A 26,069-nucleotide genomic window follows, 5' to 3' on the forward strand; every position below is an offset into this window, starting at 1 on the left:
TACGAATTGCCGCCCGGCCGCTTCATGATATACTTGGACAAAAAGGGGTGGAGCATATGTGGAAGGAAACGGTTTCGGTCACACCGCCGTATCATTTTGATAAAGTCCTTGAAAGACTGTCGCTCGATCCGCTGAATGCGGTCGATCTTCATACAAGATCAATCAAAGTGCCGCTCAGAACACGGGACGGCAAACTGTCCGTCATCACGGTTCAAGCGGAAGGCACCGCCGCAGACCCGGTCTTTCTCGTCAGCGGAGAAACGGACCGCGAGGAGATGATTGAACGGATCAAACACATTTTTCAGTGGGAGCAGCCGCTTCAGCCTGTGCTTGATCATTTCTCAAAAACAAATCTGTCGGCGCTTTTTGAGGAGCATGCGGGAACCCCGCTCGTCTTGGAATATGGCGTCTACAACTGTCTCATGAAATGCATCATCCACCAGCAGCTCAACCTGTCCTTCGCTTTTACTTTAACGGAACGGTTCGTCCATGCCTTCGGTGAACAAAAAGACGGCGTCTGGTGCTATCCCGAGCCGAAAACGATCGCGGGGCTTGAGTATCAGGACTTGCGGGAGCTCCAGTTCAGCATGAGAAAAGCGGAATATGCGATTGACATTTCACGGATGATTGCAGAAGGAGCGCTCAATCTGGCGGAACTTACCCATTTGTCGGATGAAGACATTATGAAAAAGCTGATCACCATCAGAGGCATCGGCCCGTGGACCGTCCAAAACGTCCTCATGTTCGGCCTCGGCCGCCCGAATCTGTTTCCTTTGGCGGACATCGGCCTGCAAAACGCCGTCAAACGCCGCTTCGCCCTTGAGGATAAACCGTCAAAAGACGTGATGCTCCAGGTAAGCAGCGAATGGGCGCCGTATTTAAGCTATGCGTCCTTGTACTTGTGGAGAAGTATTGAATGATGAGGATTTTTGGAAACTTCCAGTGAAAAACATGAAGGAATCGCCGGCTGCATGTTATACTGAAAAGATGTGATATTTCAAATCAGCCGTTTTCCCATGAGAAAGGCTTTATATAGAAACGGAGAGAAAAAAACGTGAATCAACATCAAAAAAAGGCGCCTGCCGAATTGAAAATCGGACAGACATTTCCGCTGACCATCAAACGTCTCGGCATTAACGGAGAGGGCGTCGGCTATTTTAAGAAAAAAGTTGTCTTCGTTCCCGGCGCTCTGCCCGGTGAAGAAGTCGTTGCCGAAGCGACAAATGTGCAGCCGAAATTTTCAGAAGCACGCGTCAAAAAAATCCGCAAGCCGTCTGAACACCGCGTCACGCCGCCATGCCCGGTCTACGACCAGTGCGGCGGCTGTCAGCTTCAGCATCTGGCATACACCCAGCAGCTTCGCGAAAAACGCGACATCGTCATTCAGTCTCTGGAACGTCATACGAGATTCAATGTCGAAGAAATGAACATTAAAGATACGATCGGAATGGACAACCCTTGGAATTACCGGAACAAAAGCCAGTTCCAAGTCGGACGCTCGCAAAGCGGCAGCATCATTGCCGGCTTATACGGACTGGATTCCCATAAAATCGTTCCGATTAAGGAATGCATTGTCCAGCATCCGGCGACAAACAAAACAACGGGTATCGTCCGCCGTATTTTGGAAAAACACAACGTATCCGTTTATAACGAACGGACCAAAAAAGGCGATGTCCGCACCATCGTGACGAGAGTCGGTTTTGAAACAGGCGAAGTGCAGGTCGTGCTTGTCACCGCGAAAGAGACACTGCCGAATAAAGACGAAATCGTCAAAGCCATTCAGAACCGTCTGCCGGAAGTGAAATCGATTATTCAAAACGTCAACGGCGCGCGCACATCCGTCATTTTCGGTGACAAAACAAAAGCGCTGGCCGGAAGCCATGCCATTCAAGAAGTGCTCGGTGACGTGTCATTTGAACTGAGCGCCCGCGCCTTCTTCCAGCTCAACCCGGAGCAGACGGTCAAGCTGTATGACGAAGTGAAACAAGCGGCTCAGCTGACAGGAAAAGAAAAAGTCGTAGACGCGTATTGCGGCGTCGGTACGATCGGCATGTGGGTTTCAAGCGGCGCAAAAGAGATCCGCGGCATGGACGTCATTAAAGAATCAATTGACGATGCGAAGAAAAACGCCAAGAAACACGGCATCAAAAACGCGGCATATGTCACAGGAACAGCCGAACACTGGCTCCCGAAATGGACGAAAGAAGGCTTCCGCCCTGACGTGGTCATCGTCGACCCGCCGAGAACGGGCTGTGACAGAACATTTTTAGATACCATTAAAAAAGTAAAACCGAAACGCTTCGTCTACGTATCCTGCAATCCTTCCACACTGGCGAAAGACTTGCAGACGCTGTCGAAGGACTATCGCGTCGAATATATTCAGCCTGTTGATATGTTTCCGCAGACGGCTCATGTGGAAGCCGTGGCGAAGCTTGTATTAAAATCGTCTAACTAAAATAAACAATTCGTAATCAGACCTGGATTTCGGTAAATTAAACAATTCCGATTTCCGGGTTTTTTCATGTTTTGCCCTTGTCCTATCTGTCTTTTGTCTTTATTTAACTGATAAAAAGAGTTGAAAAAAACGTATGGAAAAGCAAGTGAAAAACAGCCAAGTAGGCTGCTTTCTATTAACACTTTCTTTTTTTCGTTTGGAAACGGCATTACAGACAAAATATGAAGATCTTGTTGTGAACCAGAAGCAATAACAAGTCGTTCAAGTTCCGTGAATACTTGTAATTTTAGTTAATATTTTGTAAACTTCTTTCTTAAAGAATAAAGTCCCCGACACTCATCGGCACATCTACTATTGGCGATAGTTGTAATAAATGATAAAAAGAAGGTGAAACCGAATGAGAGATATTGGAACCTCAACCACTGAACGAAGGTTCTGAAGCAGAAGCTGTAAAAGGCAAGGTTGCTTACTTACACTAATCACAACAGCAGTTGGCACATCTACTATTAGCAACAACTGTGGATAAAAGATCAAACACACTAAAAAAGCATGTTTGGTCGTTATACATGATATGAAAGCCTAGACAGGAAAAAAGGACCCCAATCATTTTCCTTATTCCCAAAGAAGGAATAAATCCGAGGCGGAAACGCAAGTGATAACAACTATTACAGTAATACCTGCGATGGTTATATCCTTAATAAGTAATTATCGCGACAATCATGCTTCATCATATAATGATGTTAGATTGTCACTTGGCTAAAAAGTATTGCAGAAAAGGAAATGGATAATGAAATGGATAAAGTAAACAAAAAACGACCGTTGTATAAAAAAGGTTGGTTTCTCACGGTTTTGGCATTTTTAGTTTCACAGCTTTATTTTAATTTTGCAGAATTAACGGGATGGGGTCCTAATTATAGAGAAATGAATGGATTCCCAGCAAACATAGCTGAACTGGATTTCTTTCAAACATATCTTTCATTCTATGATAATCCATGGTTTAATATTGTCACTGTTTTCTTGGGGGTTTTCACTGTTATACAAATCATCACAGGTATAACAAAGGATATTCGAAATGAAAGCAATAACTTCTGATGCCTTATTTAATGATGAAAGAAAATGAACACTTTCTTATTAATCTTATGAATGAAGACTGCGGCACTTAGTCAGCAGTCTATTTTATTGGTTTTGGATCAGGATTACCGAATCGTAACCTTATACAAACATTTATAGATGATTTCTGTGGCACCTTATAAATGTAATTATTTATTTTTTTATGCAGATATTTTGTTTATAAGTAATAACTTTAAAACTAAAACGTTATAAAGATATTGACATATGGCCAATTATTTTGCATTGGTAATAGGGAGAACTCATATGATATTCTATTTAGGTTGGAATCCTTTTTGTCCAAAAAGAGCAAAAGTAAGGCCGCTAAGAAAAATGAAGGTCAGCGCTACTATTAATAAACCACAATATAAATAAAAAATAGGTGTAGATAATCATCACACTTTTTTCTCTCTCAAACCCTTTTAAAGGTTAAGGAGTTGGCTGAGTTGATCAGAAATGAACGATATGGGGTTAACTATAGCGATAGTCTATTACGTTAACTCAATTAAGGCGTTCTGCTTCAGTTTGCTTTTCACTTTTTCACGTGTAAAAAGTGAAATGTTCAAAATTTACTATCGTTTGATAAGAAGTGCTGACACATGCTATAAGTGTAAAAGAAGCATGGTCAGTTTTTAATTTTGGGATCAAGGTTTGGCTGTATCCCATCATGAAAGGATTTGGATTTGTTATGACAGATAACTTCTGGCGTGAATTACCACGGCCATTTTTTGTACTGGCACCAATGGAAGATGTGACGGATGTCGTTTTTCGCCATGTTGTGAGTGAAGCCGGCAGACCTGATGTGTTTTTCACAGAGTTTACAAACTCAGAAAGCTATTGTCACCCGGATGGGAAGGATAGTGTGCGCGGCCGTTTGACTTTCACGGAGGATGAACAGCCGATGGTTGCCCACATATGGGGAGATAAGCCTGAAAACTTTCGCCAAATGAGTATTGGGATGGCGGAATTAGGGTTTAAGGGCCTGGATATCAATATGGGCTGTCCTGTACCTAATGTGGCGGGGAATGGAAAGGGAAGCGGCCTGATTTGCCGTCCTGAAGTTGCAGCCGAATTAATACAGGCGGCGAAAGCAGGAGGTCTGCCGGTAAGTGTGAAGACCAGACTTGGCTACACGGATATAGACGAATGGCGCGGCTGGCTGACACACATACTGAAACAAGACATTGCGAATCTTTCCATTCATCTGCGTACAAGAGCGGAAATGAGTAAAGTAGATGCGCATTGGGAGCTCATCCCGGAAATCAAGAAACTTCGTGATGAGATAGCGCCGGATACCCTATTGACGATCAATGGGGATATTCCTGACCGTGAAACCGGCTTGAAACTCGCTGAACAATACGGTGTTGACGGGATTATGATTGGACGAGGCATTTTTACTAATCCATTCGCCTTTGAAAAGGAGCCGAGAGAGCATAGCAGTAAGGAATTGCTTGATCTTTTGAGATTACACCTGGATCTTCATGATGAATATTCAAAAGCAGAAGCTCGAGCATATAAACCGCTCCCCCGCTTTTTCAAGATATATCTCCGCGGATTCCGTGGAGCAAGTGAATTAAGAAATCAATGCATGAATACAAAGTCAACAGATGAAGTGCGTGCATTGCTCGATGACTTTGAGAGAAAGTATCTTGATGGGATGGAGCAAGAGTGACATAAATACCTCTTCATCCGGCCCGGATTTCGGTTTGAATTCCGGGTCTTTTTGTGTGCAGTTTTTACCCAGACAGATCCATGGCCAGTTTCGTCATGCAGAAATAAACGAATCATGGTACATTGATAGGAGATACATCATAAAGGGGAGAGAAAAATGAAACGACTGTGCATCATCCCCTGCGGCAAGAAAAAAATTTGGGATGTCCATTCAGATACAGGTCCGGTAAGGGCGGAAGACGCTTATCTCAGCCCGTTTCATCAGGCGTGCGAGCGTTATGCGAAAGCATTTTTCGATGAGTGGGTAATTTTGTCGGCAAAGCACGGATTCCTTCGTCCGGATGATATGGTTCCCGGAAATTACGATGTCACTTTTGGAACCGGTCATCCGGAGATCATGGCAGCGGACGAGCTGCGCCGTCAATTTCATGAAAAAGGCTTTTCCGACATCGAAGAGCTTGTCATGCTTGGCGGGAAAAAATACCGAAGCGTCCTAAACGCCGTCATCAGAGAGCATCAGCATATCACCTGGCCTTTGTCATCGTATAAAGGCATTGGCTACATGCTTCAAGCGCTGAATCGGGCTGTTGAAGAAAAGCATGAACTGCAGCACGTGGATATGAAAAAAAAGAGTGTAACCACTCAAACGCCACGATAGACTGTATGCAGAAGAATGAAGCAGTTAAAAGATTTCCGAGGAAATAAATACGTCGATCATTGTCAAAGACAGGGTGATGCCCGGTCTTTTTTGTATGCTTTAAAACGAGACAAAGGGAACAGATTGAGACAAAATGAGACACCTGTCTCAAACTGTCTCCATTGTAAAAATAAAAACATTCATTTTACGGGCTTCAAAGGCTGGCATGCTTCTTGCATTTATAAGTGTGAACCCTAAATAGAAGGAGGCGCACAAAATGGAATTGTTAAAACGAGAAGGCTTGTCATTAACTGAGGAGAAAGCGCTGTGGATGTACCAAAAGATGCTGGAAATCAGGGGCTTTGAAGACAAAGTGCATGAACTGTTCGCGCAAGGAGTGCTTCCCGGATTCGTCCATTTGTATGCCGGTGAAGAAGCGGTAGCTGCGGGGGTGTGCGCTCATTTAGATGATGGCGACAGCATTACAAGCACACACAGGGGACATGGCCATTGTATCGCCAAAGGCTGTGATCTGGACGGCATGATGGCGGAAATATTCGGAAAAGCGACCGGACTGTGTAAAGGCAAAGGCGGTTCTATGCACATTGCGGATCTTGATAAAGGCATGTTAGGCGCAAATGGAATCGTCGGGGGCGGATTCACGCTCGCATGCGGATCAGCGCTCACGGCTAAATATAAACAAACTAAAAATGTAAGCGTTTGCTTTTTTGGGGACGGAGCCAATAACCAAGGGACCTTCCATGAAGGGCTGAACTTAGCGGCAGTATGGAACCTTCCTGTCGTGTTCATCGCCGAAAACAACGGCTACGGCGAAGCCACGACATTTGAGTACGCATCAGCCTGTAATTCAATCGCCGATCGGGCGGCTGCCTACAACATGCCGGGGGTCACGGTGGACGGAAAAGATATTTTAGCAGTTTATCAGGCAGCCGGGGAAGCGATAGAAAGAGCAAGAAACGGCGGAGGCCCATCTTTGATTGAATGTATGACTTACAGAAACTACGGCCATTTCGAAGGGGATGCCCAAACTTATAAAACAAAGGATGAAAAGACTGAGCATCTTGAAGAAAAGGATGCCATTCAAGGCTTTAAAAACTATCTTCTAAAAGAAACAGATGCAAATAAACTGTCAGACATCGAACAGCGTGTCAGCGAATCGATTGAAAAAGCCGTCTCGTTCAGCGAAAAGAGTCCATATCCGAAAGAGTCAGAGCTGTTGACAGACGTCTACGTGTCATATGAAAAAGGGGGAATGTGAGATGGCGAGAGTCATAAGCATGTCGGACGCGATCAATGAAGCAATGAAGCTTGCGATGAGAAAAGACGACAATGTGCTTGTAATCGGTGAAGATGTCGCCGGGGGAGCGGCGGTCGATCACTTGCAAGATGATGAAGCATGGGGCGGTGTACTGGGGGTCACAAAGGGGCTCGTACAGGAATTCGGCAGAAGCAGGGTGCTGGACACACCAATTTCTGAGGCGGGCTACATGGGTGCGGCCATGGCTGCGGCATCCACGGGGCTGAGACCGATTGCGGAACTGATGTTTAACGATTTTATCGGAACGTGCTTTGACCAAGTGATCAACCAAGGGGCGAAATTCCGCTATATGTTCGGCGGTAAAGCGCAAGTGCCGATCACCGTCCGCACCACATACGGAGCCGGGTTCCGGGCAGCCGCTCAGCATTCGCAGGCGCTGTATGGCCTGTTCACCAGCATCCCGGGTCTGAAGACGGTTGTGCCGTCCAATCCGTATGACGCCAAAGGTTTGCTGCTTTCGGCAATAGAAGACAATGATCCGGTATTCTTTTTTGAAGATAAAACGTCCTACAACATGAAGGGCGAGGTGCCGGAAGATTATTATACAATTCCGCTCGGAAAGGCGGATATCAAACGCGAAGGCAGCGACATCACGCTCTTTGCGGTCGGCAAGCAGGTCAATACTGCGCTTGAAGCGGCTGCGCAGCTTTCTGAGAAAGGCATCGACGCCGAGGTGCTTGATCCCCGGAGTCTGTCTCCTTTAGATGAGGAAGCGATTTTCACATCGTTAGAAAAAACAAACCGGCTGATCATCATTGACGAAGCCAATCCGCGCTGTAGCATCGCCACGGATATTGCTGCGATTGTCGCCGATAAGGGCTTTGATTTGCTTGATGCGCCGATTAAGCGGATTACAGCGCCGCATACACCAGTGCCGTTTTCGCCGGTGCTTGAAGATCAATATTTGCCGACACCAGACCAAATTGTCAGCGTCACGCTTGAATTGCTTGGCGAGCCGGCAATGAATTAAAGGGGGGATATAGAATGGCTGTAAAAGTAGTAATGCCGAAGCTGGGAATGGCGATGAAGAAAGGTGAAGTATCCGTCTGGAATAAAAAAGTCGGCGACCCGGTTGAAAAGGGAGAAAGCATCGCCAGCATCAACTCGGAAAAAATAGAAATGGAAATAGAAGCGCCTGAAAGCGGCACGCTTCTCCATATTAAAGTCAAAGAGGGAGAAGGAGTCCCGCCGGGAACGCCCATCTGTTATATCGGGGAAAACGGCGAAGAAGTGCGGGAGAAGGAGGCGCCGGCTCCTGAAAATGCAGGGAAACCGCAATCTGAACCTGAACATATTCCCGCTCCCAAAGCCGTGCAAAAGCGTAAACACCGCGTGAAAATATCTCCCGTTGCCCGAAAAATGGCGGAGAAAGCCGGGTTGAAAGTTGATACGCTGAACGGGACGGGGCCCGGAGGCAGAATCGTAAAAGCTGACGTCATCAAGGCCATGAAGACGGAATCTGAACCGCAGTCTTCGGTTCAGACGGCACAGCCGGAGGGAAAACCGGCTTCAGCGATGAGAAAAGTGATTGCAGACCGAATGCACAAAAGCCTGCAAAACAGCGCCCAGCTGACGCTGACGATGAAAGCGGACATTACGGAGCTTGTAAAATGGCAGCAGCAGCTCGCCGACAGCGCGAAAAAGCGGAGCGGTGTTAAACTGACGGTCACACATTTCGTATCCCGGGCCGCGGTGCTTGCGCTGAAACAGCATCCTGAGCTGAACAGCTCTTATCAAGAGGAGCGGATCATCACCTATCCATATGTCCACCTCGGGATGGCGGTTTCTCTTGAAAACGGTCTCGTCGTGCCGGTGATTCGGGATGCGGAAAAGCTTTCATTCCTTGAGCTTGCGGATCACATCAGCACATCGGCACGCCGGGCGCGGGAAGGCAATGCTTCCGGAGATGACCTGCACGGATCGACATTTTCTATTACAAATCTCGGGGGTTATGGAATTGAGCATTTCACCCCGATTCTTAATCCGCCTGAAGCCGGTATTCTCGGAGTAGGCGCAAGCTATGAAACGCCTGCGTTTAAAGGAGATGAGCTTGTCAAAAGCACCATGCTGCCGCTGAGCCTTACCTTTGACCACAGAGTATGTGACGGCGCACCGGCTGCGGACTTCCTGAAAACGGTCAAAGCGCTGCTTGAAGAGCCGGCCGGATTGATTTTATAGAGAGGGTGAAGAGATTGACACTAGCCATTATCGGCGGCGGGCCTGCCGGATATGCAGCTGCCGTGACTGCCGCGCGGAGGGGAGAAGAAGTCGTTCTGATCGACAAAGGGCCGCTCGGAGGCACTTGTCTCAATGAGGGGTGCATTCCGACAAAGTCGCTTTTGGAAAGCGCGAATGTGCTCGATAAAATCAGGCACGCAGATACATTCGGCATCGAACTGCCGCAAAACATTACACTCAATTGGGCCCGCATGCAGGGGCGCAAACGGCAAATCGTCAGCCAGCTCGTGCAGGGAATTCAATACTTAATGAAAGCAAATCAGATTAAAGTCATCAGCGGGACAGCTTCATTTCTCACAGAGCAGACATTGCTAGTTGAAGGAGAAGGAGGCGCAAAAGACATTCTGGAAGCGGATCGGATATTGATTGCATCCGGATCTGAACCGGCGGAGCTGCCGTTTGCCCCATTTGACGGCGATTGGGTGATCGACAGCAAAGACGCGCTTTCTTTACAGCAAATTCCTTCTTCTCTGCTTATTGTCGGGGGAGGTGTGATCGGCTGTGAATTTGCCTCTTTATTCAGCCGGTTTAAAACGAAAGTGACGGTGATTGAATCGGCTGACCGGCTGCTCCCGGCAGAAGACGGAGAAATTGCCGCCGTTTTCGAAGACTCTTTAAGAGACAGCGGGGCTGATATTCAGACGAAAGCCGCCCTTCAGCGGATTGACAAAGAAAGGAAAACCGCCGTGTGGACAAAAGACGGCAAAGAAATTGAGGCGCAGGCTGATCACATTTTGGTTGCAATCGGGAGAAAACCGCGTTTGCAAGGCCTGAATCTGGAGCAGGCCGGCATCCGGTATTCTCCGCGCGGCATTGAAGTCAATGACCATATGCAGACCAATGTGCCTCATATATACGCATGCGGCGATGCGGCCGGAGGAATGCAGCTCGCGCATGCCGCCATTCATGAAGGAATCACAGCCGCCGCGCATGCCTCGGGAAAGGACAGCAAAGTCAATATGCGGGCGGTGCCCCGCTGTATTTATACATCGCCGGAAATGGCCGCTGTCGGGCTGACGGAAACACAGGCGAGAGAGACATACGGAGATGTGAAAATCGGAGAATGCTCATTTTCTGCTAACGGAAAAGCGTTAATTAAACATCAGCATGGCGGCAAAATGAAAATCATTGCCGAACCGGAATTCGGAGAAATCGTCGGCGTGTCAATGATCGGGCCGGACGTGACGGAATTGATCGGTCAGGCGGTCATGATGATGAACGGTGAAATGACGGCGGATATGTCGGAGCACTTTATCGCGGCGCATCCGACTCTGTCAGAAACGCTTCAGGAAGCCCTGCTGAATGTCACCGGACTTGCGGTGCATTCCGTATAACCGGAATACCCTTTCTCAGATGAGAAGGGGTATTTTTCGTTGAAAGCGCTTTATTTTTCCCCTACAATATATGAAAAGATGGTCTGAACAGGGGGGAGCGAATACAATGAATGTCATTCGGAATGATTTTAAAACCTGGAAGCGCTTTGTGAAAGAAGGCGTGCTTGATGAATCCCGTATTCAGAAGCGGGTGGCCGCCTCATGGCACCGCTGCAAAAAAGCCGACGTCAACCCTTATCTCGAAAAGGGGCCGAATGTAATGCCGGCAGATCATTTAGAAAGGCAGGCCGAAAAGCATGCGTTATTTTTAGCGGCCTCAACGCCGTATGCAGAAAGAATGAAAACGGCGATGCGGGAAATGGAAATGATGGTTCTCCTGATTGATTCAGACGGCGTTGTCCATTCAGTTGACGGCCACCCGCGCACCATTCATGAAGCGAACCGCATCAATTTCTTAAAAGGCGCCCGCTGGACGGAAACGGCCGTCGGCACGAATGCGATCGGGACGGCTCTTTATACAAATGAGCCGGTCATGATACACGGCTCTGAACATTATTCGCTCGCTTCTCATCAATGGAGCTGTTCCGCCGCACCGATCCGTTATGAAGACGGGCGGCTGGCGGGTGTCATTGATATTTCCTGCCCCGCCGCCCGCGCTCAGCCGTTTATGCTCGGAATTGCCTCCTCCATCGCTTTTACGGCGGAACGGGAGCTTGCCCTAAAGATCAAAATGACAGAACTTGACATGATCAGCAAATTCGCCGGGCTTACCCGGTCTCACGATCCGATCGTGCTTTGCAATGACATGAGCCGGGTTATCGCCGCAAGCCGTCCCGTTCAGCATTTTACCGGACATACGCTGCGCGAGCTTGAGGAACAGGGCTATCACATCAAGCAGGCGAAGCGGGAGGAGAACGGCTACACATGCGTTTATTTATCCAAACGAGAAGAAAAGCCGTCTTTTATATTCCATGGTGCGGCAGGCAAAAGCCCGTCATCCCGACATATGCTTCAGCAGCTGGAGCTTGTCACCCGAACGGACGCAACCGTTTGTCTTACGGGAGAAACCGGGACGGGAAAGGAGGTTGCCGCCCGGGCGATTCATAACAACAGCTCCAGGAAAAACGGCCCGTTTATCGCCGTCAATTGCGGAGCGGTCCCCGAAAAGCTGATTGAAAGCGAACTGTTCGGCTACTCGGAAGGCGCCTTCACCGGGGCCAAACGGAAAGGACATAACGGCGCTTTGCAAAAAGCCGATAAAGGCACTCTTTTCCTCGATGAAATCGGAGAAATATCACACTCCATGCAGGTCGCTCTGTTACGGGTGCTGCAGGAACGGAAAGTCACCCCGGTCGGCGGGACAAAAGAGATTCCCGTTGACATCAGAATCATCACTGCCACCCACACTGATCTGAGACAGCTTGTCGAATACAAAAAGCTGAGAGAAGATTTATTTTACCGGCTTCACGTCTGTCCGATCCACCTCCCTCCATTAAGAGAACGCACCGAAGACATTCCCGGCCTCTTCCTTGAATTTCAGCGAAATCGCGGCTGGCGGGGGGAGCTTCCTGATGACTTTTTAGACCTATTAAAGAGCCGGAAATGGCCGGGGAATATCAGGGAATTGTTTAATGTATTTGAACGTCTTTCCGTCATGTTCCCGGACGGGCGGCTGTCAGAACGCCCCATCGCAGCCCTGCTTGAAGCGTCAGGTCTTAAAGAGGCGGCCGAGTCTTATGAACAGGAAGAAGCGTCCCCTGTCTCCATCCGGGAGCACATTCAGAAAAACATCATCGTAAACGCGCTTGAATCAGCGAAGGGGAATGTCACGCTGGCCGCCAAAATGGCCGGAATCCCGCGGAGCACGTTTTACAAACGCCTCAAAAAATTCAAACTCACCGCCGGACAATTGTAAGAAACAAGCATACTTCTCTTGGCTGCCGGACACGTTATGTGTGAGGCCTAAAGGAGGTTTGAGACGTGAATACACAGCGTGCGAAAGACATTTCGGAATCCGCCGCCATGGCGTATGTGACGTACGAAGGAGTCCCGATTTATATTCAGCATGTCAACGAAGACAAGGAAACAGCCAGAATTTTTCCGATCGGAAATCCGCAATTTGAGCAGGAAGTGCTGCTTTCTGATTTACAAGAGCATTTTTGAGAATGGGTCTGCTGATGACAGCAGGCCTTTTTCGTACCTGTGGGAACTTTCCCGCTTTTTGAGAAAAATAACTAAAAATGATTAAATGATCTAACTCCTCCAAACCCGGTACAGATCGGACCTTCTCATGATATAAATAAAATGTAAACGTTATCAGAGGAGGGCTTCACATGACAGACAAATCATTCTCAATCGTTATTGCAGGCGGCGGCAGCACATTTACCCCCGGAATTGTATTAATGCTTTTGAATCACCTGGAAGAGTTTCCGATCAGAAAGCTGAAACTTTATGACAATGATAAAGAAAGGCAGGAGCGGATTGCGGGTGCGTGTGAGGTATTCATAAAAGAAAAAGCGCCGGACATTGAATTTCTGGCGACTGATGACCCAGAGACGGCTTTTACGGATGTTGACTTCGTCATGGCGCATATCCGCGTCGGAAAATATGCGATGCGCGCGCTCGATGAACAAATCCCGCTGAAGTACGGCGTGGTCGGCCAGGAAACATGCGGGCCGGGCGGAATCGCATACGGCATGCGCTCTATCGGCGGTGTTCTGGAGATTCTTGATTATATGGAAACGTACTCGCCTGACGCATGGATGCTGAATTACTCCAATCCGGCGGCGATTGTGGCCGAAGCTACACGGCGCCTCAGACCGAATTCAAAAATATTGAACATCTGCGACATGCCGGTCGGAATTGAGGATCGCATGGCGAACATCCTCGGATTATCTTCACGAAAAGAAATGAACGTCCGTTACTACGGCTTGAACCACTTTGGCTGGTGGACGTCCATCACAGACCGGCATGGCAATGATTTAATGCCGAAGCTGAAAGAGCATGTCCGTGAATACGGCTACGTTCCGAAGACGGAGGCCGAACAGACTGAAGCAAGCTGGAATGACACATTCAAAAAAGCGCGCGACGTTCAGGCGGCTGATCCGGATACGCTTCCGAACACATATCTGCAATATTACTTATTCCCGGATGATATGGTAAAAAAATCAAATCCGAACCATACGAGAGCCAACGAAGTCATGGAAGGGCGGGAAGCTTTCATTTTCAACCAATGCGATATGATTACGCGCGAACAATCATCGGAGAACAGTGAAATTAAAATTGATGATCATGCTTCCTATATCGTCGACCTTGCCCGGGCCATCGCTTACAACACAGGGGAGAGAATGCTGTTAATCGTTGAAAATAACGGCGCGATCGCAAACTTTGATCCGTCAGCCATGGTTGAGATTCCTTGTCTCGTAGGTTCAAACGGACCGGAACCGCTCTCAGTCGGGAACATACCGCAATTTCAAAAAGGCCTGATGGAACAGCAGGTGTCTGTCGAAAAACTGACGGCTGAAGCGTGGGAAGAGCGGTCATTTCAAAAGCTGTGGCAGGCGCTGATCCTGTCAAAAACAGTGCCGAATGCCCGTGTGGCAAGACTGATTCTTGAAGATCTGATGGAGGCTAACAAGGACTACTGGCCTGAGCTTGATGTGAGTCCGTCTCCTATTTCCTGATGACAATCTTCCCCGTTTTCTTTATCTGTTATTCTATATAATAGAAAGAAAACGGGGGGATTTTTGGGATGAGTCTTGAAGAACTGGTTAACCAGCATTACGCGAAATTAAATGACAACGATTTTTATATTTTAAAATATATATTGAATCATAAACATACGTGCTACCATCTCGGTATCAATGACATGGCGAAAGCCTGCAATGTCTCTCGGTCTTCCATCCTGCGGCTCGCCCAAAAACTGGGCTTCAGCGGCTACAGTGAATTCCGGGTTTTTCTGAAATGGGAGGATCAGCCTGAAGAGGGCGAGAATATGACGTTTGAAAAGCTGCTGGATGATATTGAAGCCAATGTAAAATACGTGAAGTCAAAAGATATGACGGAGATGTGCCGGCTGATAGATGAAGCAAAACGGATTTTCGTTTACGGATCGGGGACGGCTCAGAGGGTGTGCGCCCGTGAGCTGCAGCGGATGTTTGTATCCCGGCGGAAGTATCTGATTTTAATTCAGGACATCACAGAGTTTGATATCATGTGTGATGATTTTAAGGTTGATGACGTATTCATCATTATTTCTTTATCAGGCGAAACACCCGAATTAATTCCGCAGGTAAGGACCCTGTCCGCAAAGGGAGTTCCGTTTATTTCAATCACCAATCTGAAAAACAACGTACTGGCGCAAACGACGCCGTATAATCTTTATGCGACCAGCAAGCCGGTGACGTTAAGCGATAAAACGGAAATCGTCGCATTTGCCCCGTTTTTTCTGGTGGGCGAAGCGTTATTCCGCGCATATGTTGATTATAAAGAGCTCGAAAATTTTGATAAATAGCGGGAGGTCACGTGAAATGATGCAAAAAGTCCAGCGCTTCGGCAGCGCGATGTTTGTGCCTGTTTTATTATTTGCATTTTCCGGTATTATTGTCGGTCTGAGTACGCTGTTTAAAAATAAAACGCTGATGGGGCCGCTGGCTGATCCTGACGGGCTTTGGTATCAATGCTGGTACGTCATTGAACAGGGCGGCTGGACCGTCTTTAATCAAATGCCGCTCCTGTTTGCGATCGGCATACCTGTCGCCTTAGCGAAAAAAGCGCAGGCGCGGGCCTGTTTGGAAGCGCTTACAGTTTATCTGACATTCAATTACTTTATCAATGCGATTCTGACGGTTTGGGGCGGGGCTTTTCATGTCGATATGACTCAGGAAGCGGGCGGAACGAGCGGGCTGACGATGATCGCCGGGATCAAAACGCTTGATACGAATATTATCGGCGCCATCTTTATTTCATCTATTGTCGTGTATTTGCACAATCGTTATTTTGATAAAAAACTGCCGGATTTTCTGGGGATTTTTCAAGGATCTTCCTACATCGTTATCATTTCTTTCTTCATTATGATACCGATTTCACTTGCGGTGGCATACGTATGGCCGATGGTTCAGTCCGGAATCGGCTCGCTGCAAAGTTTTCTCGTTTCTTCCGGGGCGATCGGCGTGTGGATTTACACGTTCCTGGAGCGGATTTTAATTCCGACCGGCCTGCATCATTTTATTTACTCTCCGTTTATTTACGGTCCGGCTGTGGCTGAAGGCGGTATCGTCACCTATTGGGCGCAGCATCTCGGGGAATACTCTCAAAGCGTCAAACCGCTGAAAGAATTGTTCCCGCAGGGGGGATTCGCGCTTCACGGCAACTCGAAAATCTTCGGCATTCCGGGAATCGCGCTCGCTTTTTACGCCACGGCTTCAAAGGAGAAGAAAAAAATCGTCGCCGGCCTATTGATCCCGGTCACCTTGACGTCCATTGTCGCGGGAATTACAGAGCCGATTGAATTTACATTCCTTTTTATCTCTCCGTTTTTATTTGCGGTTCATGCTTTGCTTGCCGCTTCCATGGCAACCGTCATGTATATGGCCGGCGTCGTCGGAAATATGGGGGGCGGTTTGATCGAAGCTGCGACCTTGAACTGGATCCCGCTGGCGTCAAGCCACGGCTTGACGTATGTATACCAGATCATCATCGGGTTGTGTTTTACCGCTGTTTACTTTTTCGTCTTCCGTTTCCTCATTCTCAAATTCAACATCGCCACACCGGGCAGAGAAAAAGAGGAAGGGCAGGAAACAAAGCTCTATTCGAAAAAGGAGTACAGAGAACGGAAGCGGGCTTCAAAAGAAACAGCGGCGGCAGACGAAACACAGCGGGATACAGCCGCTTTGTATATTGAAGCGCTGGGCGGAAAGGACAATATTACGGAGGTCACCAATTGCGCCACCCGTCTCCGCGTCACTGTCGCTGATGAATCAAAGGTCAAAAGTGACGCCGATTTCAGAGAGCTGGGAGCCCACGGCGTCGTCAGAAAAGGCAGGGCGCTTCAGGTCATTGTCGGATTAGGCGTTCCGCAAATGCGGGAGCGCATTGAGCAGCAATTGGATCAATAAGGTCAAAACCTTCCCTCCCCGGGAAGGTTTTATCTTTTTCGCAGATTATTGAAAAAACGGCATACCAAATTTCTTTATTCATTTGCCGGAAAGGCATAAAATAATAATATTGAACAAAGGATTTGGAGGCTTACACATGTCTAAGGCTTTATCATATGTAAAACCGTATTCTCTTTTGGCGGGAATCGCTCTGTTTTTCATGCTCATCGAGCTTGCGGTAGAGCTGATACAGCCCCTGCTGATCGGGAAAATCATTGACGAAGGAATTTTAAAGCAGGATCTCGGTACGGTTTGGCTGTGGGGCGGCGTGATGATCGGACTGACCGCTGTTTCATTCGCATCGGGCATTTTAAATTCGTTCTACTCCGCCCACATCAGCCAGAGCTATGCGTATGATACGCGAAAAGGGCTTTTTCAAAAGATTCAATCCTTCTCCTATTCGACGTTTGCGCAATTCTCATCCACATCGTTTATCACCCGGCTGACAAACGATGTGACACAGGTTCAGAATATGCTTTTCATGAGTCTCCGGTTTATGCTCCGGGCGCCGTTAATGATTGCGGGGGGCATTATTCTCTCGCTGACCGTCAATGCGAAACTCGGGTTTTTTCTGCTGATCACGGTGCCGATTTTGCTTTTGTTTTTGCTGTGGGTGCTGAAAAGAGGCGGCGCGCTGTTTCGGTCTGTGCAAAAGCGGCTTGATCAGGTCAACACGATCATGCAGGAAAACCTGACGGCGATCAAACTGATTAAAGCGCTCCTCCGTGCAAACCACGAAGTGAAACGTTTTTTGAAATCGAATACGAAGCTGATGGAAAAAACGGTCTCCGCTTTTCGTCTCGTGGAAGCGGCGATGCCGATTTTAATGCTGCTGATGAACATTTGCATTTTGTTTATCTTATGGTTCGGCGCCAAAAGCATTGCTCAGGGCGGAGCGCAGGTCGGCGATGTCGTTTCCGTCATTAACTATGCGACGCGGATTACAGGCGCGCTGTCCGTCCTTCCTTTTCTCATCATGGTATTTTCCCGGGCGAAGGCTTCCGGAGAAAGAATCGGCGAGGTGCTGGAAACAGAAGGCGGCGAGGGAACGGGGCAGGACCCGGCACGGGCGCTTGCAGGCGGGATTGAGTTTCGCGAAGTGTCCTTCCGCTATCCGGGCATGGAAAAAGACGCGCTGCATCACGTGTCCTTTTCTGCCAGCCCGAAAGAAACGGTTGCCATTATGGGCGCGACAGGTTCAGGAAAATCAACGCTTTTTCAGCTGATTCCGCGCCTGTACACGGCTGATTCGGGCAGTATTTTCATAGACGGCAAACCGATCGGTGAATTCTCCGCTTGCGGGCTGCGCAGGGAAATCGGCTATGTTCCGCAGGAAGTGCTTCTGTTTTCGGGCACCATCCGTGAAAATATCGCCTGGGGGCGGGAGGATGCTTCACTAGATGAAGTAATGGAAGCGGCCCAAGACGCGCAAATCCATGACACGATTATGAAGCTGTCAAACGGATACGACACGGTGCTGGGACAGCGGGGCGTCAATTTGTCAGGCGGGCAGAAGCAGCGGATTTCCATCGCGCGCGCTTTTATCAGAAAGCCGTCCCTCCTGCTGTTAGATGACAGTACGAGCGCGCTTGATCTTCAAACGGAAGCGAAGCTTTTACAAGCGATCAGATCCTATGAATGCACGACACTGATTATTACGCAGAAAATAACGACTGCAATGAAGGCTGACACCATCTTATTGCTTGAAGACGGCGAACTGCTGGCCAAAGGCACGCACAAAGAGCTGATGGCACAGTCTCATCTGTACCGGCAGATTTATGAATCACAATTCGGAAAGGAGGGAGCTGACAATGCAAAAAGACATTCGTAAACCTTTCCGATATCCGAAAATACCGCTCAAATCAAATGAAGGCGGCAGAAAACGCGCGAAAGCAAAAGATACAAAAGGCACGCTGCGCAGAATCTGGTCTTATGTAGCCGAGAAAAAAGGGCTTTTAACCCTTGTGATCATCATGGTAGTCATAAGCGCCATATTCGGCCTGCTCGGACCGTTCGTCATCGGGAAAGCGATTGATCATTTTATCGTCGGACAGACGACAGACGGATTGGCGGGGGTGCTGTTCATCCTGTTTGGGATTTACCTCGTGCAATCATTGTCCTTATGGTTTCAAAACTATTGGATGATCAATATCTCGCAAAGCACCGTGTTTAAAATGCGGAGCGAGCTGTTTACCCATCTGCATGAGCTGCCGATTCCGTTTTTTGATAAACAGCGGCTCGGGGACTTAATGAGCCGGGTCACCAATGATATCGAAAATGTCAGCTCCACTTTAAATACATCCGTCATTCAAGTGCTGTCGAGCGTCATTACATTCGTCGGCACAATCTCCGTCATGCTGTACATGAGTCCGCTTTTAACATTGATCACGCTTTTGATTATTCCGATCATGCTTTTGAGCATTAAATGGATCACCAACCGGACGGGATTGCTGTTTAAACAGCAGCAGAAAAACCTCGGCGAGCTGAACGGTTTTATTGAAGAGTCGATATCAGGGGCGAAGGTCATTAAAGCCTATTCGAGGGAAGACCGCGTCATGAAACAATTTTTAGAAAAAAACGCGGCGTTACAATCATCGGGGTTTTGGGCGCAGACAATTTCGGGATTCATTCCGAAAGTCATGAACTCTTTAAACAATTTAAGCTTTACGATTATAGCGGCGGTCGGCGGGCTGTTTGCGCTGAAGGGATGGATCTCGATCGGTTCCATCGTCGTATTCGCCGAATACTCGCGGCAGTTCACGCGCCCTTTAAATGATTTAGCCAATCAGTTCAATACGATGTTATCGGCCATCGCCGGGGCTGAACGGGTGTTTGACGTGCTGGATGAAAAAGAGGAGCGGGAAGATGAAGAGCATGCGCTGTACCAGCCGATCAAAACGGGAGAGATTGAATTCCGAGATGTCTCCTTCGGCTATCAGGAAGACAGCCTGATCTTAAAACACCTGTCCTTCAGCGTTCCGAAAGGACAGTCCATCGCCTTCGTCGGACCGACCGGAGCGGGTAAAACAACCGTTACAAGCCTGATCGCCCGTTTTTACGAGCCGAATAACGGAAAAATTCTCATTGACGGAACGGACATCAAAAAACTGACGAGATCCAGTCTGAGAAAAAACATGGGGTTTGTCCTGCAGGATTCTTTTCTCTTTCAGGGCACCATCAGGGAGAATATCCGCTACGGCCGGCTGGATGCTTCTGACAAAGAGGTGGAGGAAGCCGCAAAAGCCGCCAATGCCCACGGGTTCATCGAACGGCTCCCGAAAGGCTATGATACCGTTCTTACCCAAAACGGCGCGGGCATCAGCCAAGGACAAAAACAGCTCATTTCCATCGCGAGAGCTGTGCTGGCGGACCCGGTGCTGCTCATTTTGGATGAAGCGACGAGCAACATTGACACAGTGACCGAAGTGAAAATACAAGAAGCGCTCGGCCGTTTAATGACGGGCAGAACAAGCGTCATCATCGCTCACAGGCTGAACACAATTCAAAAAGCCGATCAGATTCTTGTGCTGAAAGACGGCGAAATGGCTGAAAAAGGAACCCATGCCGAACTTCTCAGCCAGAACGGGTTTTACCGGGAATTATATGAAAGCCAGTTCCGGGAATCATAGATAGGGAAAAAGACCTCCGACAGAGTGCAGAGGTCTTTTTTTCGCGAAGGCAAATAGTACTTTTAAGTTATTTTCGTTAAATGTAACAAAATTACTTGACGTAAATAAGTTATGTATATATACTAGCTTACATAAAGTAAGTGATAATAATTTTCAAGGAGGATTTTATGAATAAATCATTCGAAACAGGAACACTGCTTTTAAGGGTTGTAACAGGTATTATCTTTTTTGTTCACGGTTTATCCAAGTTTCAAGGGTTGGAAGGAACTACGCAATTTTTCCAGAGCATCGGGATTCCGGCCTTTATGGTCTATGTCATCGCGACGATTGAGCTTGTCGGCGGGGTTCTGATCTTTTTCGGTTTGGCAACGCGCATTATCGGCGTTCTGTTTGCCGTCACATTAGTCGGCGCCATCTTCACGGCGAAGCTTTCCTCACCATTTATGGGCGGATCGGAATTTGATTTCATCTTACTGGTTGCGTCAATTCACTTAGCGCTTTCAGGAAGCCGTCTGCTTTCATTGGATCAGCTCCTTTTCAAATCAAAAAAGGGAGAAACTTTTTCAGCATAAGAAAGAAGGCGTTCAAATGACCGGCATTCATCAAGATACGGCAATCGGTTATGTCAAATTGACCATTAAAAATATGGAACGTTCGCTCGGCTTTTACCGGAATGTAATCGGCCTTCAAGTCATCTCGCAGACAGATCGTTCAGCAAGACTGTCAGCAGACGGAAAACGCGTCCTGCTGGTGCTTGAAGAAAATCCAAGCGCCGTCGTTCTGCCGGAGCGGTCTGTCACCGGCCTTTACCATTTCGCGATACTTCTGCCTGACCGGAAAGAACTCGGCATCGCATTGGCCAGGCTGATTGAAAACGGCATCGCGCTCGGTCAGGGGGATCACGCGGTCAGTGAGGCTCTTTACCTGTCTGATCCGGACGGCAACGGTATTGAAATATACGTCGATCGTCCCCGCAGCACGTGGCACCGGGATGCAGAGGGCAATTATGTCATGCAAACGGCGCCCGTCGATGTGGACGGGCTTTTGGAAGAAGCCGGAGCTGAACGGAAAAGCCGTCTCCCAGAAGGAACTGTTATCGGCCACATCCATCTTCATGTGACGGACTTACAGGAAGCCAAAGCGTTTTACACCGATATTCTCGGTTTTGATATTGTCGGCAATTACGCGGGCATGTCCGCTCTGTTTGTTTCAGCGGGAGGGTATCACCATCACATCGGTCTGAATATATGGGCCGGAAAACATGCGCCGCCGAAACCGGGAAATGCAAGCGGGCTGGATTATTACACCATCGCGCTGCCGCATCAAAAAGAGCTGTCACGTGTGACAAAAGCGCTGACCGATGCCGGCTTTGAGATCGAAGAAAAAGAAGAGGGCGTATTCGTCAAAGACCCTGTATCAGGGGCGGATATCGCATTTACACTGTAAGAAACAAACCTTGCCGTCTAACCGGCAAGGTTTTTTATTTTTCTGAAGTTTTCTTGAAAAGGCTCGGGAAAGAAGAACGTCGATTTGCAATATACACACGGCTTTTGTGTGACTAAAGAGAGCGAACATCTCAGTGAGGCGCAAAAATGACGCGTGGCGCCCGCCATCGCCGGCCCGAGCTCAGGGCATCCGCTGGATTGAAAAAGCTGTATGGGCAGAATTTGAATAGAAAAAGGCAAAAGCCGCATCCGGTCACAAGATGCGGCTTTTCATACACAATTTACAATTGTGTGAAAAATGCCCAAAATAAATTGTGCTTCCTGATTCTTCCTGATATGATAAGCCGAAAAAGGAGAACCTGAACAAATGAACTCAAATGCAGCACAGACGGAACAGCCGATGAAGCATAACGGAAACCGGATGACGGTCAAGGACTTTATCATTCTTGCCAAACCGGGGATTATCATCTCAAATTCACTCGCCGCATTGGGCGGATTTTGGATCGCATGGATTCAGTCAGAAAGGACGGGCGGAGGGCCCGGTATATTTGCCACCATGGCGGTTGCCATGATCGGAACGGCGTTGGTCATGGCATCAAGCACTGTTTTTAATAACTTCTTTGACCGCGGCATGGACGCAAAGATGGCACGAACCCGCACCCGCGCAAGCGTCACGGGAAAAATACCGCCGCCGGTCATGATCCTGTACGGCACATGTCTCGGCGCCTGCGGATTCATCATGCTTGCTTCACTTAATGTACTGACCGCCGTTCTTGGCCTGCTTGCCTTTTTGCTGTATGCCGTCGTGTATACGCTTTGGTTTAAAAGACAATCCGTCTGGAGCACATTTGTCGGCAGCTTTCCCGGGGCGGCTCCGCCTTTAATCGGTTATTGCGCGCTGGCCGGGTACATTGATATGCCCGCGATTTTGTTATTCGCGATTATGTTTTTGTGGCAGCCGCCGCATTTCTGGGCGATCGGAATCAGGCGAAAGGAAGAGTATCGTGCCGCCGGCATTCCGCTTTTGCCGATCATAAAAGGCAATCGCGCCACAAAAATAAAAATGCTGCGCTATATTGCGGTTCTGACTGCGGTTTCGCTGCTCGTTCCTCTTTATATAGACGTCAGCCCGTTTTATACCGCGTCCGCTCTCCTGCTCGGGGCCATCTGGCTGTACCGGAGCGTCAAAGGCTTTCAGGCGGCGGATGACACGCAATGGTCGAAGGGGATGTTTTTTTATTCGATTGTGTATTTCAGTCTGCTTTTTCTTATTTTAATGGCTGATTCGTTTATCAATGCGGTTCTCAGAACGTAAACAGGCGGCTTGCAGATACAGAGCCGCCCCGTTTTGTTTATGCTTTTTTGATGAGAGCCAAAATATCTTCAAGCCAGGAAATATAATTCCGTTCCCGCTCAAGCGCTTTTGTCAGCACGAGATAATGGCCGAAATCAGGAGAAGAAAAAGAATCCGCCTCCGCGGACGATGTCATCAGTTCTTGATAACTGTTTTCCAGATGGGACAATTTCTCCTTCCGCTTTACGAGCTGGTCGGTGAATAGCTCATCCGCTTCTTCCTGCGTCAAAGCTGAGATGAAATAAGCCTTCAGCATAAATTCATCCTTCACCGTTTCCGGAATCGGGTCTTTTTTCGTCAGCCAGGCAGCAAGCTCCAGCTCTCCCCTGTCAGTCAGCGTGTACATTTTTTTCTCAAGCTTTGTTCCTTGAATCGCAGTGCGAAACGTAATAAATCCCTCAGCCGTCAGTTTTTTTAATTCCGGATAAATCTGGCTGTGCTTTGCGCTCCAAAACTGGCCGAGCTCTTCCTTAAAATAGCTCGATATATCATATCCGCTCAATTCGCCTTTTCGCAAAAGCCCTAAAATCGCGTACTTTAAAATTCTCATGTTGTCCTCCAAGCCATTCATTTGACAGCTAGTATACCATACGGCCGCTCAAAAACGCAGAAGTGCCGGATGCTTGTCATTGAATCTGCGGCGGCAAAATCAGCGAAAATATGCAGAAAGGGGTTATCGAAACGGCAGCGGTACTGGAAAAAGCCTTTCTCATGTCTTTGCCTCATTCATATGACAACATGATATAATCATTGTAAAAATTAAGAAATAATGGGAGGGACATATGAAGACGGTGATTGTGTATGCAAACCCGGATGAGAACAGTTTCAATGCGGCTCTCGTAAAATACGTCGTCATGGCTTTAAAGGACAGCGGCCAAAGCTATACGGTCATTGACTTATACGCCGACCAATTTGATCCCGTGCTGAAGTACGGCGGCGAAAAAAAGCGCTCTGACATGAACCGGGACGCTGAAACGAAGAAATACCGGAAACTGATGAAAGAAGCGGATCATCTCATTTTCATCTACCCGCTGTGGTGGGGAGGCGTTCCGGCGATTATGAAAGGCTTTTTTGACAGAGTGCTTGTCGCCGGAGAAGCCTACACATATGAAAACGGCCGCGTAAAAGGACTGCTCCGGGCAGAGACGGCACAGGTCTTTTATACGGCGGATTCCCCGGGCTGGTACTTAAAGTGGTTCCGGAAAAACTCGGACTGGATTACGCTGAAAAAAGGCATTCTGCAATTTTGCGGCATTCAAAAAGCCGAGCGGAACCTTTTTTCTGTCGTCAAAACGAGCACACCCGAGCTGCGGGAAAAATGGCTGCGCCAAGCATACGCTAAAGTCCGGCGCGCTTGTGAAAAAGGAGCGGCCGCATGCAGATAAAAGAAATTTTCGTGATTCGCTGCCTGTCCTGTTTAAGTGTGGTTCTGCTTCACGTAGTTTCAATGGTGCTGATGATTCAGGAAGAGTCCTTAGCCAGTGCCGCCCATACGGTTGATGCTTTTCGGACCCTGTTGATGTTCAGCACGCCGGCGTTTATCTTTATTTCGGAATTTCTGCTTGCCAGGTCATACCCGGGAGGCGTTCCCGCGGGTTTTTTAAAGAAAAGGGGCAAAGTCATTTTCGTGCCGTTTCTGTTTATTGCCGCGGTGGATGCCATTTTAATGAAAAGCGTGGCGGAAGAAGGAGCCGGCTTCGTTTCAGTGATCGGTAAATTTTTAGAGAATGTGTTTTTAGGAAACTTCATCGGCTACTTCATTCTTGTGATCTTTCAATTTTACATTCTCCATATGCTGCTGCACCGCTGGCTGAACAACAAATCTCCCATGTGGGTGCTGTCTGTTTCGTTTATCATCAACGCCGTCTATCTGGCTTACTTTTCCATCTTTCATCCGCCGGCATCATCGGGGCTTGATTCTATTTTTCCGTTCTTTTGGGTTCCGTTTCCGGGCTGGGTGTTTTATTTCTGTCTGGCATTTTATTGCGGAAAGGAATATCCGCGTTTTTTATCGCTCATCAATCAGTACCGTTATGCGGTTTACTTCAGTGCGGCCGTATCGGCAATATTGATTGTGGCCGTTTCATATATCAGCGGCGGCTCCATTTCCTCTAAGCGTCCGGATATTATGATTTACGCGGTCAGTATGATCTTTCTGTGTTTTCATCTGTTTTCAAAGCTCAAAAAAGTGCCCGCGATTGTGATGATGATCAGCAACTATTCGTTTTCAATCTATCTGCTGCACTCCTACTTTTTAATCAGCGGATATCTTCTGGAAGGCTATTTGCGATCAATGCCTTTAGCGGCTGCCATCCTTCTTTTATTTTTGATCTGCACGCTCGGTCCCATTTTCTTATCTTGGGTGTGCAACCATTTCAGATACGGATACCTGTTTGTCGGGAAAGTGTATCAGCCGAAGCAGACCAAAAGAAATACGGCGGCGCATCAAGGCCGCACAGTCTGAAAAAAAGGCGGCGTTTCGGCCGCCTTTTTGATACGGAAGTTGACATAACCTGCAAACGAAACCCCCCGCGGCAAGCCGGAAGCGAATGCCAGGCAAGCAGTATCGGGCAGCCTATCTCTAATTTTAATAGAGCTTTCACTGTAAGGCTGAAGACCCCGCCTGCGGCCGTTTTGACGGATGCATTTATGACAACATAACGCCATCGATTTTCTCCCTTGTGAAGACCGATATATTGTATACT

General features: G+C 48.1%; 22 protein-coding genes and 1 pseudogene. 22 read left to right on the top strand and 1 reads right to left on the bottom strand.

The features are described from left to right. Positions 1-56: 56 nt before the first annotated feature. From BGM27_RS15085 to cyoE, 20 genes and pseudogenes are all read left to right on the top strand, one after another. Positions 57-920: a DNA-3-methyladenine glycosylase family protein gene (locus BGM27_RS15085; RefSeq protein WP_007408519.1), complete on the top strand. Its 864-nt coding sequence runs from the start codon at positions 57-59 to the stop codon at positions 918-920. Between the two features lie 134 nt (positions 921-1,054). Further along, positions 1,055-2,455 (top strand): 23S rRNA (uracil(1939)-C(5))-methyltransferase RlmD, encoded by a 1,401-nt coding sequence (gene rlmD / locus BGM27_RS15090; protein WP_007408520.1) that lies wholly within the window; start codon positions 1,055-1,057, stop codon positions 2,453-2,455. Positions 2,456-3,247: 792 nt separating this feature from the next. Beyond that, positions 3,248-3,547 carry a YfzA family protein gene (locus tag BGM27_RS15095; RefSeq protein WP_007408521.1) on the top strand — a complete coding sequence of 100 codons (300 nt, stop codon included), beginning with the start codon at positions 3,248-3,250 and terminating at the stop codon, positions 3,545-3,547. 703 nt (positions 3,548-4,250) lie between these two features. Then, positions 4,251-5,234 carry a tRNA dihydrouridine synthase gene (locus BGM27_RS15100; RefSeq protein ID WP_007408522.1) on the top strand — a complete coding sequence of 328 codons (984 nt, stop codon included), beginning with the start codon at positions 4,251-4,253 and terminating at the stop codon, positions 5,232-5,234. Positions 5,235-5,390: 156 nt separating this feature from the next. Next, positions 5,391-5,891 (top strand): DUF6884 domain-containing protein, encoded by a 501-nt coding sequence (locus BGM27_RS15105; protein WP_007408523.1) that lies wholly within the window; start codon positions 5,391-5,393, stop codon positions 5,889-5,891. Between the two features lie 256 nt (positions 5,892-6,147). After that, on the top strand, positions 6,148-7,149 hold the full coding sequence (gene acoA / locus BGM27_RS15110; protein ID WP_007408524.1) for an acetoin:2,6-dichlorophenolindophenol oxidoreductase subunit alpha: 1,002 nt from the start codon (positions 6,148-6,150) through the stop codon (positions 7,147-7,149). A 1-nt stretch (position 7,150) separates the two neighbouring features. After that, positions 7,151-8,179: an acetoin:2,6-dichlorophenolindophenol oxidoreductase subunit beta gene (acoB, locus tag BGM27_RS15115; protein WP_007408525.1), complete on the top strand. Its 1,029-nt coding sequence runs from the start codon at positions 7,151-7,153 to the stop codon at positions 8,177-8,179. A gap of 14 nt (positions 8,180-8,193) precedes the next feature. Next, on the top strand, positions 8,194-9,387 hold the full coding sequence (locus tag BGM27_RS15120; RefSeq protein WP_007408526.1) for a dihydrolipoamide acetyltransferase family protein: 1,194 nt from the start codon (positions 8,194-8,196) through the stop codon (positions 9,385-9,387). A 14-nt stretch (positions 9,388-9,401) separates the two neighbouring features. After that, positions 9,402-10,781, top strand: a complete 1,380-nt coding sequence (lpdA, locus tag BGM27_RS15125) for a dihydrolipoyl dehydrogenase (RefSeq protein ID WP_007408527.1) — start codon at positions 9,402-9,404, stop codon at positions 10,779-10,781. 106 nt (positions 10,782-10,887) lie between these two features. Beyond that, the gene (locus BGM27_RS15130; protein ID WP_007408528.1) at positions 10,888-12,696 is read left to right on the top strand and encodes a sigma-54-dependent Fis family transcriptional regulator; all 1,809 of its coding nucleotides are present in this window, start codon (positions 10,888-10,890) and stop codon (positions 12,694-12,696) included. A 65-nt stretch (positions 12,697-12,761) separates the two neighbouring features. Further along, entirely contained in the window at positions 12,762-12,944 is a 183-nt protein-coding gene (locus BGM27_RS15135) for an H-type small acid-soluble spore protein (protein WP_003155535.1), read from the top strand. A 170-nt stretch (positions 12,945-13,114) separates the two neighbouring features. Then, the gene (gene glvA / locus BGM27_RS15140; RefSeq protein WP_007408529.1) at positions 13,115-14,464 is read left to right on the top strand and encodes a maltose-6'-phosphate glucosidase; all 1,350 of its coding nucleotides are present in this window, start codon (positions 13,115-13,117) and stop codon (positions 14,462-14,464) included. A 68-nt stretch (positions 14,465-14,532) separates the two neighbouring features. Next, positions 14,533-15,294 carry a MurR/RpiR family transcriptional regulator gene (locus tag BGM27_RS15145; RefSeq protein WP_007408530.1) on the top strand — a complete coding sequence of 254 codons (762 nt, stop codon included), beginning with the start codon at positions 14,533-14,535 and terminating at the stop codon, positions 15,292-15,294. Between the two features lie 16 nt (positions 15,295-15,310). Then, positions 15,311-16,897, top strand: coding sequence for an alpha-glucoside-specific PTS transporter subunit IIBC (locus BGM27_RS15150; RefSeq protein WP_007408531.1), 1,587 nt, complete (start codon positions 15,311-15,313; stop codon positions 16,895-16,897). 136 nt (positions 16,898-17,033) lie between these two features. Next, entirely contained in the window at positions 17,034-18,767 is a 1,734-nt protein-coding gene (locus tag BGM27_RS15155) for an ABC transporter ATP-binding protein (protein ID WP_007408532.1), read from the top strand. Then, on the top strand, positions 18,748-20,565 hold the full coding sequence (locus BGM27_RS15160) for an ABC transporter ATP-binding protein (protein WP_020953943.1): 1,818 nt from the start codon (positions 18,748-18,750) through the stop codon (positions 20,563-20,565). Before BGM27_RS15155 ends, BGM27_RS15160 begins: the two co-directional genes overlap by 20 nt. A gap of 167 nt (positions 20,566-20,732) precedes the next feature. Beyond that, entirely contained in the window at positions 20,733-21,137 is a 405-nt protein-coding gene (locus tag BGM27_RS15165; protein WP_007408534.1) for a DoxX family oxidoreductase CatD, read from the top strand. A gap of 16 nt (positions 21,138-21,153) precedes the next feature. Next, on the top strand, positions 21,154-22,011 hold the full coding sequence (catE, locus tag BGM27_RS15170) for a catechol 2,3-dioxygenase (protein ID WP_007408535.1): 858 nt from the start codon (positions 21,154-21,156) through the stop codon (positions 22,009-22,011). Positions 22,012-22,089: 78 nt separating this feature from the next. Then, a pseudogene (locus BGM27_RS20795) lies at positions 22,090-22,158 on the top strand (hypothetical protein); the annotation flags it as partial. Positions 22,159-22,377: 219 nt separating this feature from the next. After that, positions 22,378-23,325, top strand: coding sequence for a heme o synthase (gene cyoE / locus BGM27_RS15175; RefSeq protein ID WP_007408537.1), 948 nt, complete (start codon positions 22,378-22,380; stop codon positions 23,323-23,325). A gap of 37 nt (positions 23,326-23,362) precedes the next feature. Here the strand turns inward: cyoE and BGM27_RS15180 are convergent, their stop codons facing one another. Then, the gene (locus BGM27_RS15180; RefSeq protein WP_007408538.1) at positions 23,363-23,914 is read right to left on the bottom strand and encodes a PadR family transcriptional regulator; all 552 of its coding nucleotides are present in this window, start codon (positions 23,912-23,914) and stop codon (positions 23,363-23,365) included. Between the two features lie 232 nt (positions 23,915-24,146). On the opposite strand from BGM27_RS15180, the gene BGM27_RS15185 reads away from it, so the two are divergent. Continuing rightward, positions 24,147-24,749 (top strand): NAD(P)H-dependent oxidoreductase, encoded by a 603-nt coding sequence (locus BGM27_RS15185; RefSeq protein WP_007408540.1) that lies wholly within the window; start codon positions 24,147-24,149, stop codon positions 24,747-24,749. Continuing rightward, complete coding sequence (locus BGM27_RS15190; protein ID WP_007408541.1) at positions 24,740-25,828, top strand: acyltransferase family protein; 1,089 nt, start codon at positions 24,740-24,742, stop codon at positions 25,826-25,828. Before BGM27_RS15185 ends, BGM27_RS15190 begins: the two co-directional genes overlap by 10 nt. Positions 25,829-26,069 lie beyond the last annotated feature (241 nt).

This window comes from Bacillus sp. FJAT-27001, from assembly GCF_019039175.1.
GTDB lineage: Bacteria > Bacillota > Bacilli > Bacillales > Bacillaceae > Bacillus > Bacillus velezensis.

What these genes read in the sequence shown, in the direction of transcription:
- cyoE (WP_007408537.1), top strand. Translation starts at nt 22,378, where the DNA reads ATGAACTCAAATGCAGCACAGACGGAACAGCCGATGAAGCATAACGGA.
- glvA (WP_007408529.1), top strand. Translation starts at nt 13,115, where the DNA reads ATGACAGACAAATCATTCTCAATCGTTATTGCAGGCGGCGGCAGCACA.
- acoB (WP_007408525.1), top strand. Translation starts at nt 7,151, where the DNA reads ATGGCGAGAGTCATAAGCATGTCGGACGCGATCAATGAAGCAATGAAG.
- acoA (WP_007408524.1), top strand. Translation starts at nt 6,148, where the DNA reads ATGGAATTGTTAAAACGAGAAGGCTTGTCATTAACTGAGGAGAAAGCG.
- catE (WP_007408535.1), top strand. Translation starts at nt 21,154, where the DNA reads ATGACCGGCATTCATCAAGATACGGCAATCGGTTATGTCAAATTGACC.
- BGM27_RS15160 (WP_020953943.1), top strand. Translation starts at nt 18,748, where the DNA reads ATGCAAAAAGACATTCGTAAACCTTTCCGATATCCGAAAATACCGCTC.
- BGM27_RS15180 (WP_007408538.1), bottom strand. Translation starts at nt 23,914, where the DNA reads ATGAGAATTTTAAAGTACGCGATTTTAGGGCTTTTGCGAAAAGGCGAA.
- BGM27_RS15130 (WP_007408528.1), top strand. Translation starts at nt 10,888, where the DNA reads ATGAATGTCATTCGGAATGATTTTAAAACCTGGAAGCGCTTTGTGAAA.
- BGM27_RS15155 (WP_007408532.1), top strand. Translation starts at nt 17,034, where the DNA reads ATGTCTAAGGCTTTATCATATGTAAAACCGTATTCTCTTTTGGCGGGA.
- BGM27_RS15105 (WP_007408523.1), top strand. Translation starts at nt 5,391, where the DNA reads ATGAAACGACTGTGCATCATCCCCTGCGGCAAGAAAAAAATTTGGGAT.
- BGM27_RS15150 (WP_007408531.1), top strand. Translation starts at nt 15,311, where the DNA reads ATGATGCAAAAAGTCCAGCGCTTCGGCAGCGCGATGTTTGTGCCTGTT.
- BGM27_RS15190 (WP_007408541.1), top strand. Translation starts at nt 24,740, where the DNA reads ATGCAGATAAAAGAAATTTTCGTGATTCGCTGCCTGTCCTGTTTAAGT.
- BGM27_RS15095 (WP_007408521.1), top strand. Translation starts at nt 3,248, where the DNA reads ATGGATAAAGTAAACAAAAAACGACCGTTGTATAAAAAAGGTTGGTTT.
- BGM27_RS15100 (WP_007408522.1), top strand. Translation starts at nt 4,251, where the DNA reads ATGACAGATAACTTCTGGCGTGAATTACCACGGCCATTTTTTGTACTG.
- BGM27_RS15085 (WP_007408519.1), top strand. Translation starts at nt 57, where the DNA reads ATGTGGAAGGAAACGGTTTCGGTCACACCGCCGTATCATTTTGATAAA.
- BGM27_RS15165 (WP_007408534.1), top strand. Translation starts at nt 20,733, where the DNA reads ATGAATAAATCATTCGAAACAGGAACACTGCTTTTAAGGGTTGTAACA.
- BGM27_RS15120 (WP_007408526.1), top strand. Translation starts at nt 8,194, where the DNA reads ATGGCTGTAAAAGTAGTAATGCCGAAGCTGGGAATGGCGATGAAGAAA.
- BGM27_RS15145 (WP_007408530.1), top strand. Translation starts at nt 14,533, where the DNA reads ATGAGTCTTGAAGAACTGGTTAACCAGCATTACGCGAAATTAAATGAC.
- BGM27_RS15185 (WP_007408540.1), top strand. Translation starts at nt 24,147, where the DNA reads ATGAAGACGGTGATTGTGTATGCAAACCCGGATGAGAACAGTTTCAAT.